The 21,437-nt window shown below is 62.2% G+C and carries 18 protein-coding genes, 1 other RNA gene and 1 pseudogene; 5 read left to right on the forward strand and 15 right to left on the reverse strand.

The annotated features are described in order from the left end of the window. Positions 1-4: 4 nt before the first annotated feature. The 10 genes from AC2444_RS22200 to rimP all read right to left on the reverse strand — a co-directional run bounded on the left by AC2444_RS22200 (position 5) and on the right by rimP (position 12,490). Positions 5-1,021, reverse strand: coding sequence for a class I SAM-dependent methyltransferase (locus tag AC2444_RS22200; protein WP_012759647.1), 1,017 nt, complete (start codon positions 1,019-1,021; stop codon positions 5-7). A 281-nt stretch (positions 1,022-1,302) separates the two neighbouring features. Further along, entirely contained in the window at positions 1,303-3,441 is a 2,139-nt protein-coding gene (pnp, locus tag AC2444_RS22205; protein WP_012759648.1) for a polyribonucleotide nucleotidyltransferase, read from the reverse strand. A 348-nt stretch (positions 3,442-3,789) separates the two neighbouring features. Then, entirely contained in the window at positions 3,790-4,059 is a 270-nt protein-coding gene (gene rpsO / locus AC2444_RS22210; protein WP_003544317.1) for a 30S ribosomal protein S15, read from the reverse strand. Positions 4,060-4,210: 151 nt separating this feature from the next. Continuing rightward, positions 4,211-5,062, reverse strand: a complete 852-nt coding sequence (locus AC2444_RS22215; RefSeq protein WP_012759649.1) for an alpha/beta fold hydrolase — start codon at positions 5,060-5,062, stop codon at positions 4,211-4,213. 116 nt (positions 5,063-5,178) lie between these two features. Next, positions 5,179-6,111, reverse strand: coding sequence for a tRNA pseudouridine(55) synthase TruB (gene truB, locus AC2444_RS22220; protein ID WP_012759650.1), 933 nt, complete (start codon positions 6,109-6,111; stop codon positions 5,179-5,181). Positions 6,112-6,124: 13 nt separating this feature from the next. Further along, a complete protein-coding gene (rbfA, locus tag AC2444_RS22225; protein WP_012759651.1) occupies positions 6,125-6,529 on the reverse strand; it encodes a 30S ribosome-binding factor RbfA in 405 nt (134 codons plus the stop codon). A gap of 150 nt (positions 6,530-6,679) precedes the next feature. Beyond that, positions 6,680-9,433, reverse strand: a complete 2,754-nt coding sequence (gene infB, locus AC2444_RS22230) for a translation initiation factor IF-2 (protein ID WP_012759652.1) — start codon at positions 9,431-9,433, stop codon at positions 6,680-6,682. 101 nt (positions 9,434-9,534) lie between these two features. Further along, positions 9,535-10,227, reverse strand: coding sequence for an RNA-binding protein (locus AC2444_RS22235; RefSeq protein WP_003544325.1), 693 nt, complete (start codon positions 10,225-10,227; stop codon positions 9,535-9,537). Next, positions 10,224-11,825 (reverse strand): transcription termination factor NusA, encoded by a 1,602-nt coding sequence (nusA, locus tag AC2444_RS22240; RefSeq protein WP_003544328.1) that lies wholly within the window; start codon positions 11,823-11,825, stop codon positions 10,224-10,226. The genes AC2444_RS22235 and nusA overlap by 4 nt, the downstream gene beginning before the upstream one ends. Before the next feature lie 59 nt (positions 11,826-11,884). Then, positions 11,885-12,490, reverse strand: a complete 606-nt coding sequence (rimP, locus tag AC2444_RS22245; RefSeq protein WP_012759653.1) for a ribosome maturation factor RimP — start codon at positions 12,488-12,490, stop codon at positions 11,885-11,887. A 198-nt stretch (positions 12,491-12,688) separates the two neighbouring features. Here rimP and AC2444_RS22250 point away from each other — a divergent pair. After that, positions 12,689-14,367 (forward strand): annotated as a pseudogene (locus tag AC2444_RS22250) (MFS transporter). A gap of 22 nt (positions 14,368-14,389) precedes the next feature. Then, entirely contained in the window at positions 14,390-14,845 is a 456-nt protein-coding gene (locus AC2444_RS22255) for a GNAT family N-acetyltransferase (protein WP_012759654.1), read from the forward strand. A gap of 6 nt (positions 14,846-14,851) precedes the next feature. Here AC2444_RS22255 and AC2444_RS22260 read toward each other — a convergent pair whose 3' ends face one another. Then, a complete protein-coding gene (locus AC2444_RS22260; RefSeq protein ID WP_041935705.1) occupies positions 14,852-16,123 on the reverse strand; it encodes a lytic murein transglycosylase in 1,272 nt (423 codons plus the stop codon). A 174-nt stretch (positions 16,124-16,297) separates the two neighbouring features. Beyond that, entirely contained in the window at positions 16,298-16,903 is a 606-nt protein-coding gene (gene recR / locus AC2444_RS22265) for a recombination mediator RecR (RefSeq protein ID WP_012759656.1), read from the reverse strand. A 57-nt stretch (positions 16,904-16,960) separates the two neighbouring features. Here recR and AC2444_RS22270 point away from each other — a divergent pair, with 57 nt between their 5' ends. Further along, a complete protein-coding gene (locus AC2444_RS22270; RefSeq protein ID WP_012759657.1) occupies positions 16,961-17,590 on the forward strand; it encodes an MOSC domain-containing protein in 630 nt (209 codons plus the stop codon). A 27-nt stretch (positions 17,591-17,617) separates the two neighbouring features. Here AC2444_RS22270 and AC2444_RS22275 read toward each other — a convergent pair whose 3' ends face one another. From AC2444_RS22275 to ffs, 3 genes are all read right to left on the reverse strand, one after another. Further along, entirely contained in the window at positions 17,618-17,941 is a 324-nt protein-coding gene (locus AC2444_RS22275) for a YbaB/EbfC family nucleoid-associated protein (RefSeq protein ID WP_003555794.1), read from the reverse strand. Positions 17,942-17,961: 20 nt separating this feature from the next. Next, on the reverse strand, positions 17,962-19,839 hold the full coding sequence (locus AC2444_RS22280) for a DNA polymerase III subunit gamma/tau (protein WP_012759658.1): 1,878 nt from the start codon (positions 19,837-19,839) through the stop codon (positions 17,962-17,964). Between the two features lie 44 nt (positions 19,840-19,883). Further along, positions 19,884-19,980, reverse strand: an RNA gene (gene ffs / locus AC2444_RS22285) — signal recognition particle sRNA small type. Positions 19,981-20,069: 89 nt separating this feature from the next. Here ffs and AC2444_RS22290 point away from each other — a divergent pair. Together AC2444_RS22290 and nudC are read left to right on the forward strand one after the other, a co-directional pair. Beyond that, positions 20,070-20,480, forward strand: coding sequence for an HIT domain-containing protein (locus AC2444_RS22290; RefSeq protein ID WP_012759659.1), 411 nt, complete (start codon positions 20,070-20,072; stop codon positions 20,478-20,480). After that, positions 20,477-21,436: an NAD(+) diphosphatase gene (nudC, locus tag AC2444_RS22295; protein WP_012759660.1), complete on the forward strand. Its 960-nt coding sequence runs from the start codon at positions 20,477-20,479 to the stop codon at positions 21,434-21,436. Before AC2444_RS22290 ends, nudC begins: the two co-directional genes overlap by 4 nt. The last annotated feature ends 1 nt before the right edge of the window (position 21,437 follow it).

Raw genomic sequence — 21,437 nt, forward strand, 5'->3', positions numbered from 1 at the left:
AGCCCTATTTCTTCGCCCAGAGAACCTTGAACCGGGCGTTGCGGCAGGTTTCGCCGCTTTCCTTGAAATTCGCCGCCAGAACTGGCTCGTATGGCAGGCCGCGATTGGCGACGAGCAGCAGGCGGCCGCCGCCGCGAAGGGCGGATGCGGCCGTCTTGATCATTGCCTGGCCGAGCGCCGGATCGGCCGCGTGTCCCTCATGGAAGGGTGGGTTCATGATGACGAGATCGTATTTGTCTTTGACCGGCTCACCCGCCAGATCGTGCCAGAAGAAGCGTGCAGGCGCGTTCGGGCAGTTCTTAGCCAGATTACCCCTGGCAGCCTCCAAAGCCGCGTGATCGGCCTCGTAGAGGTCGAGACGCGTCAGTCCACGCGACTTCTGCGCCTGCTCGACGGAGAGATAGCCCCATCCGGCGCCGAAATCCGCAACGTCGCCGGTGAAATCCTCAGGCAGGCGCGACGCCAGCAGCTCCGATCCTGCATCGATGCGGTCATGCGAGAACATGCCTGGAGTCGCTTGGAAACGACCATCGACGCGGACCGGCGCCTTTGCCAGCTTGGAGATAATCTCGTCTGCATCCGCCGGCCGGCCGAACCAGAAGGCGACGCCGTGATATTTCGGCATATAGTCGACGGCAATATTGAAACCTTCCATCCGCTTGCGTAGCGGCTGGATGCCGTCTTCCTTGGCGCCGGCAACGACGATCAGGCCGCCGAGCCGGGTGCGGGCGATCGCAGCGGCGAGATTGGCCTCGTTCTCGCCCTTGTGCTTGGTGCAGAGCACCAGAGCCGCATCGTAGTCTTCGCCGTCGATCTCCGGCTTCGCTTCGATCCGCTGGGCCAGCAGCTGCCGATAGAGCGGCCGGAAGCCCTGGACGGCGCTGAGCGAGGCGGCAAAGCCTTCCGGCAGCGCAAAGCCTGCCTCGGCGCCGAGGAAGAGCACGCGCTCGCCCTCGCCGGGCGCCGCGACTGTGCCGCTGGCAAAGGGATGGAACAGGGTCTTCAGCGTCTCGCTGCTCATGGTCTCGTCTCGTCCTAAAGCATGTCGCGCAAAAGTGTTCAGCGGTTTTGCGAGCACGACATGCGCAAAACCAAAGACCTGAAGTGCGGCTAGAGCGCCGCGCGTCTTTTCAGACGCGCTAAGGACGCTCTATCACTTTGAATCTGCGCATAACCCTTTCCGAAAATCGATTCCGACTTTCGGGGTTATGCGCTAGCGATCTGAAAGATCGCGCCGCGCTTTAGGATACAAAAAAGGGCGCGGAAGCATTCCCGCGCCCGGTATTGAATCTCGAAGGCGGCTTATTCGGCCGCTTCTTCCTTCTTCTTCTCGTTCGGGATTTCCTGGCCGGTGGCCTGGTCGACGACCTTCATCGACAGGCGAACCTTGCCGCGTTCGTCGAAGCCGAGCAGCTTGACCCAGACCTTGTCGCCTTCCTTGACGACGTCCTGCGTCTTAGCAACACGCTCGGAAGCGAGCTGCGAGATGTGGACGAGGCCGTCACGGGCACCGAAGAAGTTGACGAAGGCGCCGAAGTCGGCGGTCTTGACGACCGTGCCTTCGTAGACCTGGCCGATCTCAGGCTCGGCGACGATCGAGTGGATCCACTTGCGGGCCGCTTCGATTTCCTTGCCCGAAGACGAGGCGATCTTGACGGTGCCGTCATCCTCGATGTTGATCTTCGCGCCGGTCTTTTCGACGATTTCGCGAATGACCTTGCCGCCGGAGCCGATGACTTCACGGATCTTGTCGACCGGGATGTTCATGACTTCGATGCGCGGAGCGAATTCGCCGAGCTGGCCGCGGCTTTCGGTGATGGCCTTGGACATTTCGCCGAGGATGTGGACACGACCGCCCTGGGCTTGGCCAAGGGCGACCTTCATGATCTCTTCGGTGATACCGGTGATCTTGATGTCCATCTGCAGCGAGGTGATGCCGTCGGCGGTACCGGCGACCTTGAAGTCCATATCGCCGAGGTGGTCTTCGTCACCGAGAATGTCGGACAGGACAGCGAAGCGATCGCCTTCCAGGATCAGACCCATGGCGATACCGGCAACCGGCTTTGCCAGCGGAACGCCGGCGTCCATCAAAGCGAGCGAGGTACCGCAGACGGTCGCCATCGAGGACGAACCATTCGACTCGGTGATCTCGGAGACGACGCGCAGCGTGTAGGGGAATTGCTCAGGCGTCGGCAGCATCGGACGGATCGCGCGCCATGCGAGCTTGCCGTGGCCGATTTCGCGGCGACCCGGGGAGCCCATGCGGCCGGTCTCGCCAACCGAGTAGGGAGGGAAGTTGTAATGGAGCAGGAAGCGCTCCTTGTACATGCCCGTCAGACTGTCGACATACTGCTCGTCTTCGCCGGTGCCGAGCGTGGCAACCACGATCGCCTGGGTTTCGCCGCGGGTGAAGAGTGCCGAACCGTGGGTGCGCGGCAGAAGGCCGACTTCCGAAACGATCGGACGAACGGTTTCGAGGTTGCGGCCGTCGATGCGGCTCTTGGTGTCGAGGATGTTCCAGCGGACGATCTTCGCCTGCAGATGCTTGAAGATCGCGCCGACTTCCTCGGCCGTGTACTTGGCTTCGCCTTCCTCGGGGAGGAAATGCGCCTTCACCTTCGCCTTGACGGCGTCGACGGCGGCGTAGCGATCAGCCTTCTGGGTGATCTTGTAGGCTTCGCGAAGTTCACCTTCGGCAAGGCCGAGCATTTCGGTTTCGAGAGCGGAGTAGTCTGCCGGCTGGAAGTCGCGCGGCTCCTTGGCGGCCACTTCGGCGAGCTTGATGATCGCGTCGAGAACCGGCTGGAAGCCCTTGTGGCCGAACATGACGGCGCCGAGCATGATGTCTTCGTTAAGTTCCTTGGCTTCGGATTCCACCATCAGCACGGCGTCATAGGTGCCGGCGACGACGAGGTCGAGGCTCGATTCGTCCATCTCGTCGAGATGCGGGTTGAGAACGTATTCGCCGTTGATGTAGCCGACGCGCGCACCGCCGACGGGGCCCATGAAGGGAACGCCGGACAGCGTCAGCGCAGCCGAGGTGGCAACCATCGACAGCACGTCGGGATCGTTTTCGAGGTCATGCTGGATAACGGTAACGACAACCTGCGTGTCGTTCTTGTAGCCCTCAGGGAAGAGCGGGCGGATCGGGCGGTCGATCAGGCGGGAAACCAGGGTTTCCTTTTCGCTCGGACGGCCTTCGCGCTTGAAATAGCCGCCGGGGATCTTGCCGGCGGCATAGGTCTTTTCCTGGTAGTTGACGGTGAGCGGAAAGAAGTCCTGGCCGGCCTTCGGCGCCTTGGCCGAAACGACGGTGGCGAGAACGACGGTTTCGCCGTAGGTGGCGAGAACGGCGCCGTCGGCCTGACGGGCGATCTTGCCGGTTTCGAGTTTCAGCGGGCGGCCAGCCCACTCGATTTCCACTGTGTGTGTATCAAACATGTCTTGTCCTTCAATGCGGGAGCACGCGCCATCGCCGATATCAAGGCGCAGCGCACAGTCGACCGCAATCAATGTGACGTATCACGGGCAAGACAACGGGAGGCTTTTCATCCTCGGTTTCCTCAGGCATTCCTGAGAAACCGGGCCAAAGCTCATTGACAAGCCTTGGCCGAAAGCATCCGGCAATCCTGCCCCATGACAGGTCAACGGTTGGTTTGGCAGAACCGGCCCATCCGGGTCTGCCGGTCTTTCCACCGCTAAAAGATAGGGCGCGGCTGGAACATTTCATCGGGAGACGTGTCCCGAAACAGATCCGGCGGGCGCTCGGAAAGCGCCCGCCGGACAATCTTAGCGGCGGATACCCAGGCTGGTGATCAGCTTGGAATAGCGGCCTTCATCCTTCTTCTTGAGATAATCAAGAAGCGAGCGGCGGCTCGAAACCATCGTCAACAGGCCACGGCGGGAATGGTTATCCTTCTTGTGGTCCTTGAAGTGTTCGGTCAGGTTATTGATGCGTTCGGTCAGGATAGCGACCTGGACTTCCGGAGAACCGGTATCGCCTTCAACGGTCGCATATTCCTTGATCAGCGCAGACTTGCGCTCAGCAGTGATCGACATCGGGTTATCCTTTCTAAGAGGAGGAGATAAAGTCGCCAAAAGCCGGGATGTCGTCCAGCTTTGGCCGTGAATGCAAACGGGCGTACCCGATGCTGGCGCTGCCTATAAACCAAATATGGATCGATGGAAAGAGGGGTCGTCCTTGGCGGCTTCAACGGCCCGCCATGGCGCCCCGGACCATCCCGTCATAGGCTGCAGGATCCTGCAGCATGGCGAAATGGCTCACATCTTTCAGGATAACGAGTTTGGCGCCCGGAATCTGTTTTGCCATCATTTCCGTATGGTCGAGCTTTACGGCTTCATCATGATCGCCGATGGCAAGTGTGACTGGCACCGAGATCTTGCCAAGATCGGCGGCCGTCCAGGCCGGCTGGGTTGCCCACATTTCGGAGATCTGCTTGACGAAGGCGTCGTATTCGTTCGGCGTCGGCGAAAGCTTCCGGTACTGCTCGCCGGCGACGTTGATGTAGTCGTTGAAGGTCTTGTTGTCCATGACGTCAGCCTTGACGCCGTCTGTTGTGACGTTGGCTGCCTGGGCAATGACGCGGGTCAATTTTTCCGGGTGTTTCATCGCCATGTCGATGCCGATGATGCCGCCGTCCGACCATCCGACAAGCGTCACCTTGTCGATCTTCAGATAGTCGAGAAGTGCCACATAATCCGATGTCATCAGGTCATAGCCGAAGGGCTGCTGGCTGCGCGTCGAACGTCCATGGCCGCGGCTGTCGGCAACGATGACCCGATGATCCTTGGCAAAATCGGCGACCTGGTGACCCCAGACCTCGGCATTTCCAAGACCGCCATGAATGAACAGGATGGGGTCGCCTTCGCCGTATTCGGCGTAATACATCTTGATGTCGTTCACCTCGGCCATGCCGCTCGTCTTTGCCACCGGCATCGAAGGAAAGGCCGGAAGCTCGGCCCAGCGCTCGGCGGATTGAGCGCCGGTGACGGCGAGAAACATCGAAAAGAACGTCAGGATTCCGATAGCAGTTACGCGCATAATCTTTCCCTCTGTCAGGCCCCCATGGCCCCTCGGGCCGCTATGGCTGCCCGACAGGGAAGATATCGCATCGCGACCGGCTGACAATCGCTGTCTTGTCGGAAAGCCAGATAGGCTCAGGCGAAAACCCGCTTCGGGCGAAACTCGCCCTGGCCGATCTCGCCGATCGCGATCAGCTTGCCGCGGGCCGTCGCATAGGCTTCGCTTTCGGCAACCGGCGCATCGCGGCCACGCACCAGGATCGGGTTGCCCATCTTCAGCCGGTGCGCCTGGTCGTCATTGATGACCAGATGGGGCAGGGAGGATAGCGCTTCGCAGGTGTTGATGAGCAGCGCGTCGAGGGCCGCCAGGCGCTCGTCCATATCCTCGATCGCCTCCAGCGCCACGAGATCAGCGAGCGGCACCATGGCCTCTTCCGCGAAAGGCGCGACGAAGGTGCGCCGCAGCCCGGACACATGGCCGTAGCAGCCGAGCTCGCGCCCGAAATCGCGCGCCAGCGCCCTGACATAGGTACCCTTGCCGCATTCCACTTCGAAATGCGCGCTATCGGCGTCCGGGCAGGCAATCAAGGTCAGCCGGAAGATATCGACCTCACGCGAGGGGATTTCGACGGTTTCGCCTTCGCGCGCCAGATCATAGGCGCGTTCACCTGCGATCTTGATAGCGGAAAACTGCGGCGGCACCTGGCTGATGGTACCGATATATCCAGGCAGGATGTCGCGGATCTGCTGTTCGCTCGGGCGTTTGTCCGAACTCTCCGTCACTTCGCCCTCGAGATCGTCGGTCGCCCGCTCCTCGCCCCAGCTCACCGTGAATTCATAGATCTTGCGGCCGTCCATCACGTAGGGGACGGTCTTCGTCGCGTCGCCAAGCGCGATCGGCAGCATGCCGGAGGCGAGCGGATCGAGCGTGCCGGCATGACCGGCCTTCTCAGCCTTATAGAGCCACTTGATCTTGGAGACGGCTTCCGTCGAGCCGAAATCCACCGGCTTGTCGAGGATCAGCCAGCCGGAAATCGGCCGGCCTTTGGGTTTGCGTGGTTTGGACATGCGTCTCTTCTGTTTATTGTTCGTCATTATCGCCGTCGAGGTCGCGGCTCACCTCGGGCGAACGCAGCAGCTCGTCGATCTTCTTGTAGTTGTCGAAGCTGGTATCGTCGCGGAAGCGTACCTCCGGCATGTATTTCATCTGCCGAAGCTGCGGCCCGAGCCGGCCACGGATGAACCTTGCATGGCGGTTCAACGCCTTGATGACGATGCTGTGGTCTGAAACGCCGAGCGGCGTCACATAGGCGGTAGCGATCTTGAGGTCCGTCGACATGCGCACTTCCGAGATCGAGATCACGGTCGCCTCGATGATTTCGTCACGCACTTCGCCGCGCTGCAGCACCTGGGTGAGAGCGGCGCGAACCTGTTCGCCAATGCGCAGCATGCGCTGCGAAGGCGCGGAAGAAGTTGGTCTGGTCATTGTTATCTCTATTTGCCGATGCGGCTGGGAATCGAACCCGTCAAAGGAGAGCGTCCATGACTCTTTTGGTCCAAAAGGTCAAGTCAGCAGATGCCCGAAAGCCATCCGCCGGCTGGCGGATGGCTTTCGGAAAAGTTCAGGCGCAGCAGCTTAGAGCGTGCGCGTGATATGCTCGACGCGGAAGCACTCGATGACGTCGCCGGCGCGCATGTCCTCGTAGTTTTCGAAGGCCATGCCGCATTCCTGACCCATCGGCACTTCGGACACTTCGTCCTTGAAGCGCTTGAGCGTCTTGAGCTTGCCTTCGTGAACGACGACGTCGTTGCGGATGAGGCGGACGCCCGCACCACGTTCGACCTTGCCTTCGACGACACGGCAGCCTGCGACCTTGCCGACCTTGGTGATGTTGAACACCTCGAGGATCTCGGCATTGCCGATGAAGGTTTCGCGCCGCTCCGGAGACAAGAGGCCCGACATCGCTGCCTTCACATCATCCACGAGGTCGTAGATGATGTTGTAGTAGCGGATTTCGATGCCTTCGCGTTCGGCGAACTGGCGTGCCTGCGTATTTGCACGGACGTTGAAGCCGATGATGGCCGCGTTCGAGGCTTCGGCGAGCGAGATATCCGACTCGGTGATGCCGCCGGCGCCCGAATGGACGATGCGGGCGCGCACTTCGTCGGTGCCAAGCTTCTCCAGCGCACCGGCAATCGCTTCGATCGAGCCCTGCACGTCACCCTTGATGACCAGCGGGAACTCCTTGATGCCGACGCTCTGGCGTTGCATCATCATCTGTTCCAGCGAACCGCGCTGTCCCGACTGGCGGGCAGCCGCCTTGTCGCGGGCCAGACGCTGACGATATTCCGAGATTTCGCGGGCGCGGCTTTCGCTTTCGACGACGGCGAACTTGTCGCCCGCCTGCGGCGTGCCGGAAAGACCGAGAACCTCGACCGGCGTTGCCGGACCGGCTTCCTTCACATGGTCGCCCTTGTCGGTGACGAGAGCGCGCACGCGGCCCCAGACGTCGCCGGCGACGATGATCTGGCCGGGACGCAGCGTGCCCTTCTGCACGAGCACGGTCGCGACCGAACCACGGCCACGATCGAGCTGGGCTTCGATGACAGTGCCTTCCGCCGTCCGGTTCGCATTGGCCTTGAGATCGAGAATTTCCGCTTGCAGCAGGATCGCCTCGAGCAGTTTGTCGAGGTTCTTGCCGGTCTTGGCCGAAACCTCGACGTCAAGCACTTCGCCGCCCATGGATTCCACGAAAACTTCGTGCTGCAGCAGCTGGTTACGGACCTTCTGCGGATCAGCCTCGTGCTTGTCGACCTTGTTGATCGCCACGATGATCGGGACACCGGCCGCCTTGGCGTGGTTGATCGATTCGATCGTCTGCGGCATCACGCTGTCGTCGGCTGCGACGACCAGGATCGCAATGTCGGTCGCCTGCGCACCACGGGCACGCATTGCCGTGAAGGCGGCGTGGCCGGGCGTATCGATGAAGGTGATCTTCTGACCGTTCTGCTCCACCTGATAGGCGCCGATATGCTGGGTGATGCCACCGGCTTCGCCGGAGACTACGTTGGCATGACGGATGGCGTCGAGCAGCGAGGTCTTGCCGTGGTCGACATGGCCCATGATGGTAACGACGGGCGGGCGCGAAACCAGTTCGCCATCGTCGTCGGACACGTTGAAGATGCCGAGTTCGACGTCGGATTCCGACACGCGCCTGACCGTATGGCCGAATTCGCCGGCGATGATTTCGGCAAGGTCGGCGTCGATGACGTCGCCCGGCTTCATCATCTGGCCTTCCTTCATCAGGTACTTGATGACGTCGACGGCGCGTTCGGACATGCGCTGCGACAGCTCCTGAATGGTGATGGTCTCGGGCAGAACCACCTCGCGGGAGATTTTCTCGCGGGTTTCCTGCATCTGACCGCGGCGGAACTTCTCCTGCCGGCGACGCATCGCCGAGAGCGAACGACCGCGGGCATTGTCCTCGCCGTCGACGTTGGCAGTGGTGATCGTCAACTTGCCGCGACGGCGCTCTTCATCCGTCTTCGGACGAGTCGTGACCGGCTTTGCGGGTTCCGGGCGAACGACGCGGCCACGGACTGGGCCGCCACGCGCTGCGCCACGATCGTCTTCTTCCTTTTCGTCGCGGCGGCCGCGAACGGCCCCAGGGACGGCAGCGCCGGCTGCCGGACGGGCAGCAGGTGCTCCAGCCGCATCGGGCCGGCGTGCGGCCGGTGCCGACGATGCGGGCTGCTGCGGCCGTGCCACGTCGGTGCGTGCTTCGGCCGGAGCCGGTTCTGCGGCTGCAGGTTCAGCAACAGCGGGTGCCTCAGCCTGCCGGATAGCCTCTTCAGCGGCCCGGCGGACAGCTTCTTCCGCTTCGGCTGCCTTGCGGATAACCTCTTCGGCGGCACGGAGCTTTTCTTCCTCGGCGCGGCGGATCGCATCCTGCGCGTCACGCGCCTGGGAGTCGGCAAGCGCGCGGCGGCGGGCGTCCATCTCTTCCGGCGACAGATGGTTCAGCACCACCGGGCGCGGACGATCGTTCTGGCGCGGCGGCTGGTGAGACTGCTGCGGCGGACGCTGGTTCGTCTGGTTGTTGTTGCCCTGCTGAACCCGCGGTGCCGGCGTCGGCTGCTGCGGACGCGCCTGCACGGGCGCGGGCGCCGGTTCGGCTGCGCGCACGGGGGCCGCCGGAGCGACGGGCGTGACCGGCTTTTCGTCTTCCGGGCGCATCGGGCGCCGCTTACGGGTCTCGACGACGACCGCCTTGGTGCGACCTCGACCCATATCCTGGCGAACGGTACCCTGGCTCATCCCCGATGGTTTCAGGGTGAGTGTCTTTTTGCCCGCTACGCTGATTGTCTTGTCGTCGTTACTATCGGTCATTCGTTCCCGTTCCTTCGGACAGGGAGCGATGACTAGATCAGACCCTGTCGTTCAATACTGTCGATCAATGAGGATGGGACCGGCCGATGCCGGTGACCGCCTCATTGTTTTAGCCGGCCAGCGCCGCCCGCTGCCCGGGACTGACCGCCAATACGGTACTGTTCGAGCATCTTTGCGCGCTTCACTACACCTTCACCCGCCTGCCCTGCAAGCACTGCGGCATGGATAAAAGCATTCTGGCCCATCAGGCCTTCCATTTCGCTCTCCGAGAAGAGACGGAAGGAAGGTATCTCCTCCTCGGTCTCCATTCCGAGGTGCCAGGCCTTGCGGGCCTGGTCGATTTTCCGGACGCCGTCGTCCGCTGCACCAGTCGCGTGGAACACCGCAAGGGCTGCTCCACTTCTGACCGCGGCATCCACTTTCGAGGAGCCGCTGACGAACTGGCCGGCTTTCCGCGCCATGTTCATCATCTGCATCAATTGCGCCGCGAGCAGCCGATCGACACTCGCGCCGAGATCGTCCGCCGCCTTTACATCCGTCTTCAGCGCGCGGGCGAAGAGCTTCTTCGCCACTGCCCTGTCGACCAGCGACCGGTCGATCTTCACCCAGCATCCGCGTCCCGGAAGCTCGCGCTTCAGATCGGCGACAACTGTTCCATCGGGAGCGGCGACGAAGCGGATCAGCTCTTCCGGCGATCCGCTTTCGCGCGTCACGATGCACATACGTCCGTTCACGTCATAACCTGCAAGATCGTCGTCCTCGAGAGGAGCGTCCGGTTCATGCGCGGTCATCATGCTTCTTGTTCGGCTTCGGTGACCTCTTCTTCGGTCCCCTTATCCAGGTCCTCTTGCGTGATCCAGCCAGCCGAAAGGCGGGCCTGGACGATCATCTGTTCTGCTTCGACGCGTGAGACGTCGAACTTCGAGAACAGGCCCTCGAACTTCTTCGTTTCGCCGTTCTTGCGTTCCGACCAGCCCACGAGATCGTCGGCAGCGCAGCCGGCAAAGTCCTCGATCGACTTGATGCCGTCTTCGCCGAGCGCCACCATCATCTGGGCGGTCATGCCGTTGATTTCACGCAGTTCGTCCTGGACACCGAGCGCCTTGCGCTTCTCGTCCATCTCGGCTTCGAGACGCTCGAGGAATTCGCGGGCGCGCTGCTGGATTTCCTGCGCCGTCTCCTCGTCGAAACCGTCGATCGAGGAGATTTCGTCGAGATCGACATAAGCCAGTTCTTCAACTGCGGCAAAACCTTCCGAAGCCAGAACCTGGCCGACCATCTCGTCGACATCGAGCGAATCCATGAACAGGTTGGTGCGCTCGTTGAATTCCTTCTGGCGGCGTTCCGATTCCTCGGCCTCCGTCATGATGTCGATATCCCAGCCGGTCAGCTGCGAAGCGAGGCGGACGTTCTGGCCGCGGCGGCCGATCGCAAGCGACAGCTGCTCGTCGGGAACGACCACTTCGATACGCTCGGCATCCTCGTCGAGAACGACCTTGGCGACTTCGGCCGGCTGCAGGGCGTTGACGACGAAGGTCGCCGGGTCCTGGCTCCACGGGATGATGTCGATCTTTTCGCCCTGAAGCTCGCCGACCACGGCCTGAACGCGTGAGCCGCGCATACCGACGCAGGCACCGACCGGATCGATCGAACTGTCGTTCGAGATCACCGCGATCTTGGCGCGCGAACCCGGGTCGCGGGCGACCGATTTCACCTGGATGATGCCGTCGTAGATCTCCGGCACTTCCATGGTGAAGAGCTTCACCATGAATTGCGGATGCGTGCGCGACAGGAAGATCTGCGGGCCGCGCTGCTCGCGACGGACATCATAGACATAGGCACGGACGCGATCGCCATAACGGACGTTTTCGCGCGGGATCATTTCGTCGCGGCGGATAATGCCTTCGCCACGGCCGAGATCGACGATAACGTTGCCGTATTCGACGCGCTTGACGGTACCGTTGACGATTTCGCCGACGCGATCCTTGAATTCGTCGAACTGGCGGTCGCGCTCGGCTTCACGCACCTTCTGCACGATCACCTGCTTGGCCGACTGTGCGGCGATGCGGCCGAAATCCATCGGCGGCAGCGGATCGGCGATGAAATCGCCGAGTGCGGCGTCCGGGTTGCGGTCGCGGGCCAGCTCCAGCGGGATCTGCGTCGAATAATCCTCGGCCTTCTCGACGACTTCGAGCAAGCGCTGCAGGCGGATTTCGCCGGTCTTCGGATTGATGTCGGCTCGGATGTTGGACTCGGTGCCGTAACGGGAGCGTGCCGCCTTCTGGATGGCATCGGCCATTGCGGCCAGCACGATCTCGCGGTCGATGACTTTTTCGCGCGCCACTGCATCTGCGATCTGCAGAAGTTCGAGCCGGTTCGCACTGACTGCCATTGTCTTGTTTCTCCGTCTTTACTCCAGGGTTCCCGTCCCTGGAGCGGTCTGTTGATCGGTTATTCTTCGTCGTCCGCTTCGTTCTGGTTGGCGGCCTGGGCTTTCGCCAGCTTGTCGGCGCGCAACGCGTCGCGGATCAGGTCGTCGGTCAGAATGAGCTTCGCATCGCTAAGCGCCGTGAAGGGAATGGTGACCTTCTGCTCTTCCCCATAGGCGATCTGGTCACGCTCGAGCGTGAAACCATCTGTGCCTGCTTCGACGATCTTGCCGCGGAAGCGCTTGCGATTGTCGATCAAGATCGACGTCTCGCATTTCACAAGGTGGCCCTGCCAGCGGACGAAATCAGATTTCCGCACCATCGGACGGTCGATGCCGGGCGAAGACACTTCCAGATGATACTCTTTATCGACCGGATCTTCCACATCGAGGACGGGAGAAATCGCCATCGAGACTTCTTCGCAATCCTGGACCGTCATCGTGCCGTCGTCGCGTTCGGCCATGACCTGCATCGTCGCGCCGTTCTGGTTCATCATGCGGACGCGGATAAGCCGGAATCCCAGGTCGACGAGAACGGGTTCGATGATATCGGCAAGACGCTGGTCGAGCCCGGTTTCGGTAATCAGCCGCGGCTCACGTTCGTTGTCTGCGTTTGTCAGATCCGACAAGCGGTGCGCTCCTCGCAATTTCATGCTTTTTTGGCGATCACGCTAATAAAAAAGAGCGGGTCCTTGCGGCCCACTCTTCATCAAGCGATCAAGAATTTGAGAGGCATATAGTCGGGTTTTTCCGAAATTGCAAGGTCTGCGACCGATTCGGCCAATTCGCTTCCGGCGACGTGATGAGGCCTATGGCCAGCGCCGGTCTTGCGCATATATTGCCGTTGGCGCGCAATAACAAAAGCGGGAGAAATCGTGGCCTACACTTCCTCGACATTGGCGCCTTTGCGGCACGATACCTACCGCACCATCTGGTTCGCGAGCCTTTCCTCGAATTTCGGCGGCCTGATCCAGGCGGTCGGCGCCGCCTGGATGATGACGACGATCACCGCCTCGGAGGACATGGTGGCGCTGGTGCAGACCTCGACGGCGCTGCCGATCATGCTGTTTTCGCTGATATCGGGTGCGCTCGCCGACAATTATGACCGCCGCCGGGTTATGCTGACGGCGCAGTGCATGATGCTCACCGTCTCGGCGTTGCTGACGGCCTCAGCCCTTCTCGGCTGGATCACGCCCTGGCTGCTGCTCTTTTTCACCTTTCTGATCGGCTGCGGCACCGCGCTCAATAATCCCTCCTGGCAGGCCTCGGTCGGCGATATGGTGCCGCGTGCCGATCTGCCGGCCGCGGTCACGCTGAACAGCATGGGTTTCAACATCACCCGCAGCGTCGGCCCGGCGATCGGCGGCGTCATCGTCGCGGCCGCCGGCGCGGCCGCGGCCTTCGCGGTGAATACGCTGAGTTACCTCGCCTTGATCTATGCCCTGCTGCGCTGGCGTCCAGCCGCGCCCGTCTCGACCCTGCCGCGCGAGGCGCTCGGCAGCGCCATCTTTGCCGGCCTGCGTTATGTCTCGATGTCGCCCAATCTCGAAAGGTCCTTGTCAGGGGACTGCTCTTCGGCATCGGCGCCAGCTCGATCCTGGCGCTGCTGCCGGTCGTCGCCCTCGATCTCGTTGCCGGCGGGCCGCTGACCTATGGTTTCATGCTCGGCGCCTTCGGCATCGGCGCGATTGGCGGTGCGGTGCTGAATGCCAGGCTTCGCCAGGTGCTTTCCAGCGAGATGATTATCCGCCTCTCCTTTGCCGGCTTCGCATTGAGCGCGGTCATCGCAGCCGTGAGTCCGAGCGCCGTCCTGACCTCTGCCGGGCTGCTCGTTTCCGGCGCCTGCTGGGTCTCCGCACTTTCGCTCTTCAACACCATCGTCCAGCTTTCGACGCCGCGCTGGGTGGTCGGCCGGGCGCTGTCGCTCTACCAGACCGTCACCTTCGGCGGCATTGCCGGCGGCAGCTGGCTGTGGGGCGTCGCCGCCGATCGTTACGGCGTTGCCGATGCGCTGCTGATGTCATCCGTCGTCATGCTGCTCGGCATCGCCATCGGCCTGCGTTTTTCGATGCCGGCCTTCGCCTCGCTCAATCTCGATCCACTGAATCGCTTCACCGAGCCGGCCCTCAGTCTCGACATTACACCGCGCAGCGGCCCGATCGTCATCCAGGTCGATTACGAGATCGCCGATGAGGACCTTGCCGAGTTCATGGAATTGATGGGGGAACGCCGACGCATCCGCATCCGCGACGGCGCCCGCAACTGGGCGCTGATGCGTGATCTCGAAAATCCCAGCCTTTGGACGGAAACCTACCACACGCCGACCTGGGTCGAATATATTAGACACAACCAGCGGCGCACGCAGGCCGATGCCGAAAATACCGACAGGCTGCGTGCGCTTCACCGCGGCGAAGGTCCGCTGCATGTCCACCGCATGATCGAACGCCAGGCCATTCCGCCCGGCGACGACGTCTTCCACAAGGCGCCGATCGATCTGCATCATTGAGACTAGCTAGCAGAGATCAAAAATGTATAGATTCAGGCTCGCCCGCCAATCCGATCTGGCCGCCATCATCCGGCTTCTGGCCGATGACGATCTTGGCGGCAGCAGGGAGATCGTTTCGGATCCTGTCGACGCGCGTTATCTCTCGGCCTTTGCCGCAATCGAGGCGGACGCCAATCAGCTTCTGGCCGTCGCAAGCGATGCGACCGATCGGGTCGTCGGCTGCCTGCAGCTGAGTTTTGTTCCCGGTCTTTCGAGGACGGGTAGGTGGCGCGGCCAGGTTGAAAGCGTGCGTGTGGCAAGCGATCTTCGCGGTTCTGGCCTCGGCGCGCAATTCATCGAATGGGCGATCGCCCAATGCGCCGAGCGCGGCTGCGGATTGGTGCAGCTGACATCGGACAAGACGCGAGGGGATGCCATCCACTTCTACGAGAGGCTCGGTTTCGTCGCCAGCCATGAAGGTTTGAAACGCAATCTCTGAAGCCGGTTACTTCAGCTTGCCCTTCATCGTCGCCTCCGGAAAGCATGTCGGCTTCATATCGTTCTTTGCCTGCCACTGGCCGATTGAACGCCGGGTCTTGTAGCCCGGCAGACCGTCGGAACCGCCGACATCATAGCCCTGCCGTTCCAGCGCCTTCTGCATGGCGGTGACATCCGAGCGCAGCATCTTGCCGACATCACCCCATCTGCCCTGGAAGGCGCCGTCATTATGGGCGATCCGGTCGGCGAGGTTGCCGATATAGAGCGCGTAGAGATCGGAATTATTGTATTCCTTGATGATGTAGAAATTCGGCGTGACGATGAATTCCGGTCCGTCGCGGCCGGCCGGAACCAGCATCATGCCCTCAGCCTTCATCTCGCCGGAGGGAAAGCCCTTGCCGGAGATGCGGTCGATGCCGAGCGAGGCCCAGTGCGACAGCGGCTTTGCCAGATCGGGTCCTTCCTGCGCGCAGGAAACCGCCTCCGGTATCGACACCTCGAAGCCCCAGTCGCGGCCGCGCTGCCAACCTTTCTTGACCAGGTAATTGGCGATCGAGGCGAGCGTATCGGGCACCGAGGTCCAGATATTGCGGTGGCCGTCGCCATCGAAATCCACGGCATATTTCAGATAGCTGGTCGGCATGAATTGCGGCTGGCCGAGTGCGCCCGCCCACGAACCCTTGAAATTAGCAGGTGTGACGTCACCGCCGTCGAGAATATGGAGTGCGGCCACCAGCTCGGTGCGGAACATCTCCTTGCGCGTCGACATGAAGGCCTTGGTCGCCAGCACCTCGATCGCCGAATTCGGGATCTTCGCCGCACCGAAGCCGGTCTCACGGCCCCAGATGGCCAGCACGATCGAGCCCGGCACGCCATAGGTCTTTTCGATCCGCTTCAGCGTCGAGCCGTATTGGGCGGCAAAGCCGCGACCTGTTGCGGCAAGTTTCTTCAGCTGGTCTTCGTTGAAATAGGGAGCGGGCGAGGAAAATTCGGCCTGCGTCTGCTTCTGCTCCTTCGGCGGCGGGAAACCGGGCGGGGCGAGATCGGGCAGGTTCCAGTTCAACGTGATGCCGGAGAAAGCGGCTTGAAAGACCTTCTCCGAAATGCCGTTCGCCTTCGCCTCCGGCCAGAGGTCACTCTGCACCCATTTCTCGAACTGCGCCTCGACATCGGCTTTCGAAGGGGCCGCGTAACAGGAGAGGGGCAGGAGAGCTGCCGCCAATGTGAGTGCGAATATCCGCAGCCGCCGTGGAACACCCCCCTCTGCCCTGCCGGGTATCTCCCCCACAGGTGGGGAGATCGGCTGGGCGCGGAGGTTTCCGCCGACAATCGACGTTTCTGCGCGGCAAGCTGACAATGAAGCGGGAAACCAAAGCCACTTGTGATCTCCCCCCTTGTGGGGGAGATGCCCGGCAGGGCAGAGGGGGGTGTGGTGCAACATACGCAAGCCTCCCTATATCACCGTCCGCGCCCGAAGTGCCGCCGCAAGGGTGCCCTCGTCGAGATAGTCGAGTTCGCCGCCGACAGGCACGCCATGCGCCAGCCGGGTGATCTTCACATCGAGCCCCTGCAACTGGTCGGTGATGTAGTGCGCTGTCGTCTGTCCCTCGACGGTGGCATTGACCGCGATGATCAGTTCCCGCATGCCGCCTTCGCCGACCCTGTCGATCAGCCCGCGAATATTGAGATCGTCAGGACCGACCCCGTCGAGTGGTGACAGCGTGCCGCCGAGCACGTGATAGGCGGCGTTCATCGCGCCTGCCCGTTCCAGCGCCCAGAGATCCGAGACGTCCTCGACGACGATGATGACGGATTGATCGCGTTGGACGTCGGTGCAGACAATGCAGGGATCGACCGTATCGACATTGCCGCAGCGCGAGCAGATCTTCACCTTGTCATAGGCCTCGCCCATTGCATTCGACAGCGGGCCGAGCAGTTGGTCCTTCTTCTTGATCAGATGCAGTGCCGCCCGGCGCGCCGAGCGCGGCCCGAGGCCCGGCACCTTCGCCAGAAGCTGGATGAGTTTTTCGATTTCGGGGCCGGTGACTCGTTTTGCCATGCGCCGTTCTTAACTGATATGGGACGAAAACGGAATCGCGGAAGGATTGCCCGTCCCATGAAAATCCTGGCCTTGTGCACCGGCAATCCGGAAAGACTGCCGGGCAAGAGCTACAAGACCGGCATCTTCAAACATGCCGTCAACGGCGCGGTGATGATCGACGCCGAAGGTCTTGTCGGCGATGCGATCTGTAACCGCAAACACCATGGCGGCGTCGACCAGGCGGTCTATGTCGAGGGATCGCTAACGCTCGACTGGTGGGCGCAGGAACTGGGCCGACCCTACGAGGCGGGTACTTTCGGCGAGAACATGGTGATATCAGATCTCGACAATCGCGACGTCGCCGTCGGTGACCGCTTCGCCGCTGGCGATCTCATCCTCGAGGTCACTGCATGCCGTATGCCCTGCGCCACCTTCGCCGCCAGGATGGTCGATCCGAAATTCGTCAAGCGTTATACCGCCGCCGCCCGTCCCGGCATCTATTGCCGCGTCATCCGAGGCGGCGTGGTCGAGCCCGGGATGCCGATGGAATACACGTCTTTTTCGGGAGACAAGATTACGATGCCCGAGCTAATGGAGACCTTCGGCCGAAGGCTTCAGGGCGCAGATCGGGCGCGATATCTCGCGGCCCCAATTCACTACAAGCTTCGGGCCATGCTGGAATCCCAAGCCGACGAAGCACACTAGCTCACACACCTTGATATGTGGACCGCCTCAGAACGGCAGCTTGAAGCCGGGCGGGATCGGCAGGCCTGCGGTCAGTGCCTTGGTCTTTTCGGCGGCGAGTGCCTCGGCCTTGTCCTTGGCGTCCTTGTGGGCGGCGACGATCAGGTCCTCGAGGATCTCGACATCGTCTTCCTTGAACAGCGACGGATCGATCTTCAGGCTCTTCAGCTCGCCCTTGCCCGATATGACGACGGCAACGAGACCGCCGCCCGCCTTGCCTTCGGCCGTGAGCTCGGCGATCTCCGCCTGCATCTGCTCCATCTTGGCCTGCATTTCCTTGACTTTGCCCATCATGCCCATGATGTCGCGCATCGTCTCGCTCCTTCTTAAACCTAGAATTCTATATCGTCGCCCGGCAGGATGTCACCTTCCTCGGATTCGGCGGCGGCCGGCGGCGTCGCCTCGCCTTCCTCCTCCGGTTCGGGCGCCCGCACGCGCACGTCGATGATCTTGGCACCCGGAAAATGCGCAAGGATCGCCGCCACGTCAGGGTCCTGGCGCGCGTCGATCACATGCTGTTCCCGCGTCCTGGCCTCCGCTTCGACAAGCGTCGGCTGGCCCTCGTCGCGGCTGAGGCTGACGATCCAGTGGATGCCGGTCCATTCCTTCAGCTTGACGGCAAGCTCGTTGAGCAGCGTCGTCGGCGCACCGGGAGCCAGGCTGACGTCGAGCCGGCCGGCTTCGATCCGGACCGGGCGCAGGAAGGTGCGCACCATCGCCTTCAGCTTCGGATCGCGTTTCTCGGTGGCGAGGTTGACGATATCATTGACCGAATTGACCGGGACGAGCGGCTTCAGGGCTTCCGCGGGCTTTGGCTCGATCCGCCCGACAGACATGGTCTCGGGCTGGCTGCTCGGCACGGCACGCAGCATCGCCACCGGCGCGGAAGGCTGCGGCGGGCTCGGTGCGGTTTCCGCGGCGCGCGCCGCGACACTGTTCTGATAGGAAACCCGTGTCCCGTTGCCGCCGCCATTGCCGGACGGCGGAGCCGCGGGCCGCGGGCCGGCATTGTCGCCGGAAAATTCGGCAAGTCGCCGCGCCGCATCCTCAGGCGCCGGCAGATGGGCGGCATGTGCAAGCCGGATCAGCACCATCTCGGCGGCCCCTGCCGTCCGTGACGAGCCTTCCGTTTCCGGAATGCCCTTGAGCAGCATCTGCCAGATCCGCGACAGCGTCGTCACCGCAACGCCCTTGGCAAATTCAGCCGCTTTGGTGCGCTCGACCTCGCTGAGCGAAGGGTCGTTGGCCGCATCCGGCACATATTTCAGCCGCGTCACCAGATGGGTGAAATCGGCAAGATCGGTCAGCACTACCACCGGATTGGCGCCAGCTTCGTATTGGTTCTGGAACTCGCCGAGTGCGGCGGCCACATCGCCCTTGACGATATGCTGGAAGAGATCGACGATCCGGGCGCGATCGGCAAGGCCGAGCATGCTGCGCACGGCTTCCGCCTGCACGACGCCCGCGCCATGGGCGATCGCCTGGTCGAGCAGCGACAGGCCGTCGCGCGCCGAGCCTTCGGCAGCACGCGCGATCATCGCCAGCGCGTCGGCTTCCGCCTCGATGCCTTCCTTGGCCGCGATCGTCGTGAACAGCCCAACGAGATCCGAGGCGCTTATGCGGCGCAGGTCGAAACGCTGGCAGCGCGACAGCACGGTGATCGGTACCTTGCGGATCTCGGTGGTGGCGAAGATGAACTTCACATGCTCCGGCGGCTCTTCCAGCGTCTTTAACAGGCCGTTGAAGGCCTGCGTCGACAGCATATGCACTTCGTCGATGATATAGACCTTGTAGCGCGCCGAAACCGGCCGGTAGCGCACCTGCTCGATGATCTCGCGGATATCGTCGATACCGGTATGGGAAGCGGCATCCATCTCGATCACGTCGACATGCCGGCCTTCCATGATTGCCTGGCAGTGCTCGCCCGGCGTGCGAAGGTCGATCGTCGGCTTGTCGATTTCTGATGTCTTGTAGTTCAGCGCCCGCGCCAGGATGCGCGCCGTCGTCGTCTTGCCGACGCCGCGCACGCCGGTCAGCATGTAGGCTTGGGCGATGCGACCGGTCTCGAAGGCGTTGGTGAGGGTGCGGACCATCGGCTCCTGGCCGACCATCAGGTCCGTGAAATCCTTGGGGCGGTATTTGCGAGCCAGCACTCGGTATCCGGTGCCCGTCGAGGCGGCATCTTTTGATTGTCGCTCGGTGTCGCTCATCGCCCTGCTTGTCGCCCGGCTATCGGGCACTTCGTGGAGAGAAGGTGGGAGGCTGGCACGATGACCCGTGCCGGGCTCGTTAGGGCTGCTTCCTTCCGGACCTGACCCGGTTGGCGAGTGGCTCGTCCACCACCAACCTCCCGGATGCACATATCGGCAATATCGTCATCAAAAGCAAGCCAACATGCGAAAAAACTGCTAGTCGTTGGAAAACATGAGGAGAATGCCCTTTGAAAGGTTTCGCGCTCGATCCCCGGCTGGAAAACGACAGCGTCAGCATCATGGTCACCGGTCTCTGTGACCTGAGATTGTCGAGGGACGCCCGCTGGCCCTGGCTCATTCTCGTGCCGCGCCGGGCTGACATCACCGAAATCTTCGAGCTGACGCCGCTCGACCAGGTGCTGCTTGCCTTCGAGACGGAGCTGGTCGCCAAGGCGCTGAAGGAGATCACCGGCGCGACAAAAATCAATGTCGGGGCTCTTGGCAATATCGTCCGCCAGCTTCATGTTCATGTCATTGCCCGCTTCGAAGGCGATGCCAATTGGCCGGGTCCCGTCTGGGGCTTCGGGCGCGCGGAACCCTACGAAGACGGAAAGAGAGACGAATTTATAGCGAAGCTGCGGGAAGCCCTTTCATCATGAGTCATTCGCTTTTCGATTCGGATGTGCCGCATCCGGAACCCAGCAATCTCACGGCCTTTGCCGCCAACGACCTCAACCGCGATTCCGAGCATCGCGACGAACAATCCGTCGAAAAGGCGCTGGCCAAGGAAGGCACCCATATCTTTGCCTTCGCGGGGGATAAGCTGGTGCTGAAGCATGACGGCCAGGTGCTCGACCCGCTCTTTGCCCGCTATGAGCTGCAGGGATTGCAGCCGGATTGGGATGCAACGGTGCTTCTCGGCTACCGCAAGACCGGCGAGCCGCGCCTTGCCGTTCCCGTCGGCATCGATGTCGACGACCTCACCAGCCAGTACAAGCCTGCCGACGGCCGCACGCTGTTTCGCGAAATGCTGATCGACGAGGTGTTGCTCGGCGAATTCGCCCAGGCCGCGAGCCTCATCCGCTGGAACGGTGACAACCGCTTCTGCGGCCGCTGCGGCTCGGCGACGGAGATCCACATCGGCGGCTATAAGCGCGTCTGTGCCGCCTGCGAGCACATGATCTTCCCCCGCACCGACCCCGTCGTCATCATGCTGACGGTTGACGAGCAGCGCGACCTCTGCCTGCTCGGCCGCAGCCCGCATTTTGCGCCCGGTATGTATTCCTGTCTTGCCGGCTTCCTCGAACCCGGCGAGACCATCGAGAACGCCGTGCGTCGGGAAACGCTGGAGGAATCCGGCATCCGCACCGGCCGCATCCGCTATCATGCCTCGCAGCCCTGGCCGATGCCGCATTCCCTGATGATCGGCTGTTATGCCGAGGCGAAATCGACCGAAATCAGCCGCGACGAGACCGAGCTGGAAGATTGCCGCTGGTTCACCCGCGAGGAAACGATCGAGATGCTGGAACGCCCGAGCGCGACAGGCAAGGCCTCGCCGCCGAAAGGGGCGATCGCCCACCGCCTGATGCGCGACTGGGTGGAGTGGAAGCGCTAGC

The sequence above is a fragment of the Rhizobium sp. WSM1328 genome (assembly GCF_057653715.1).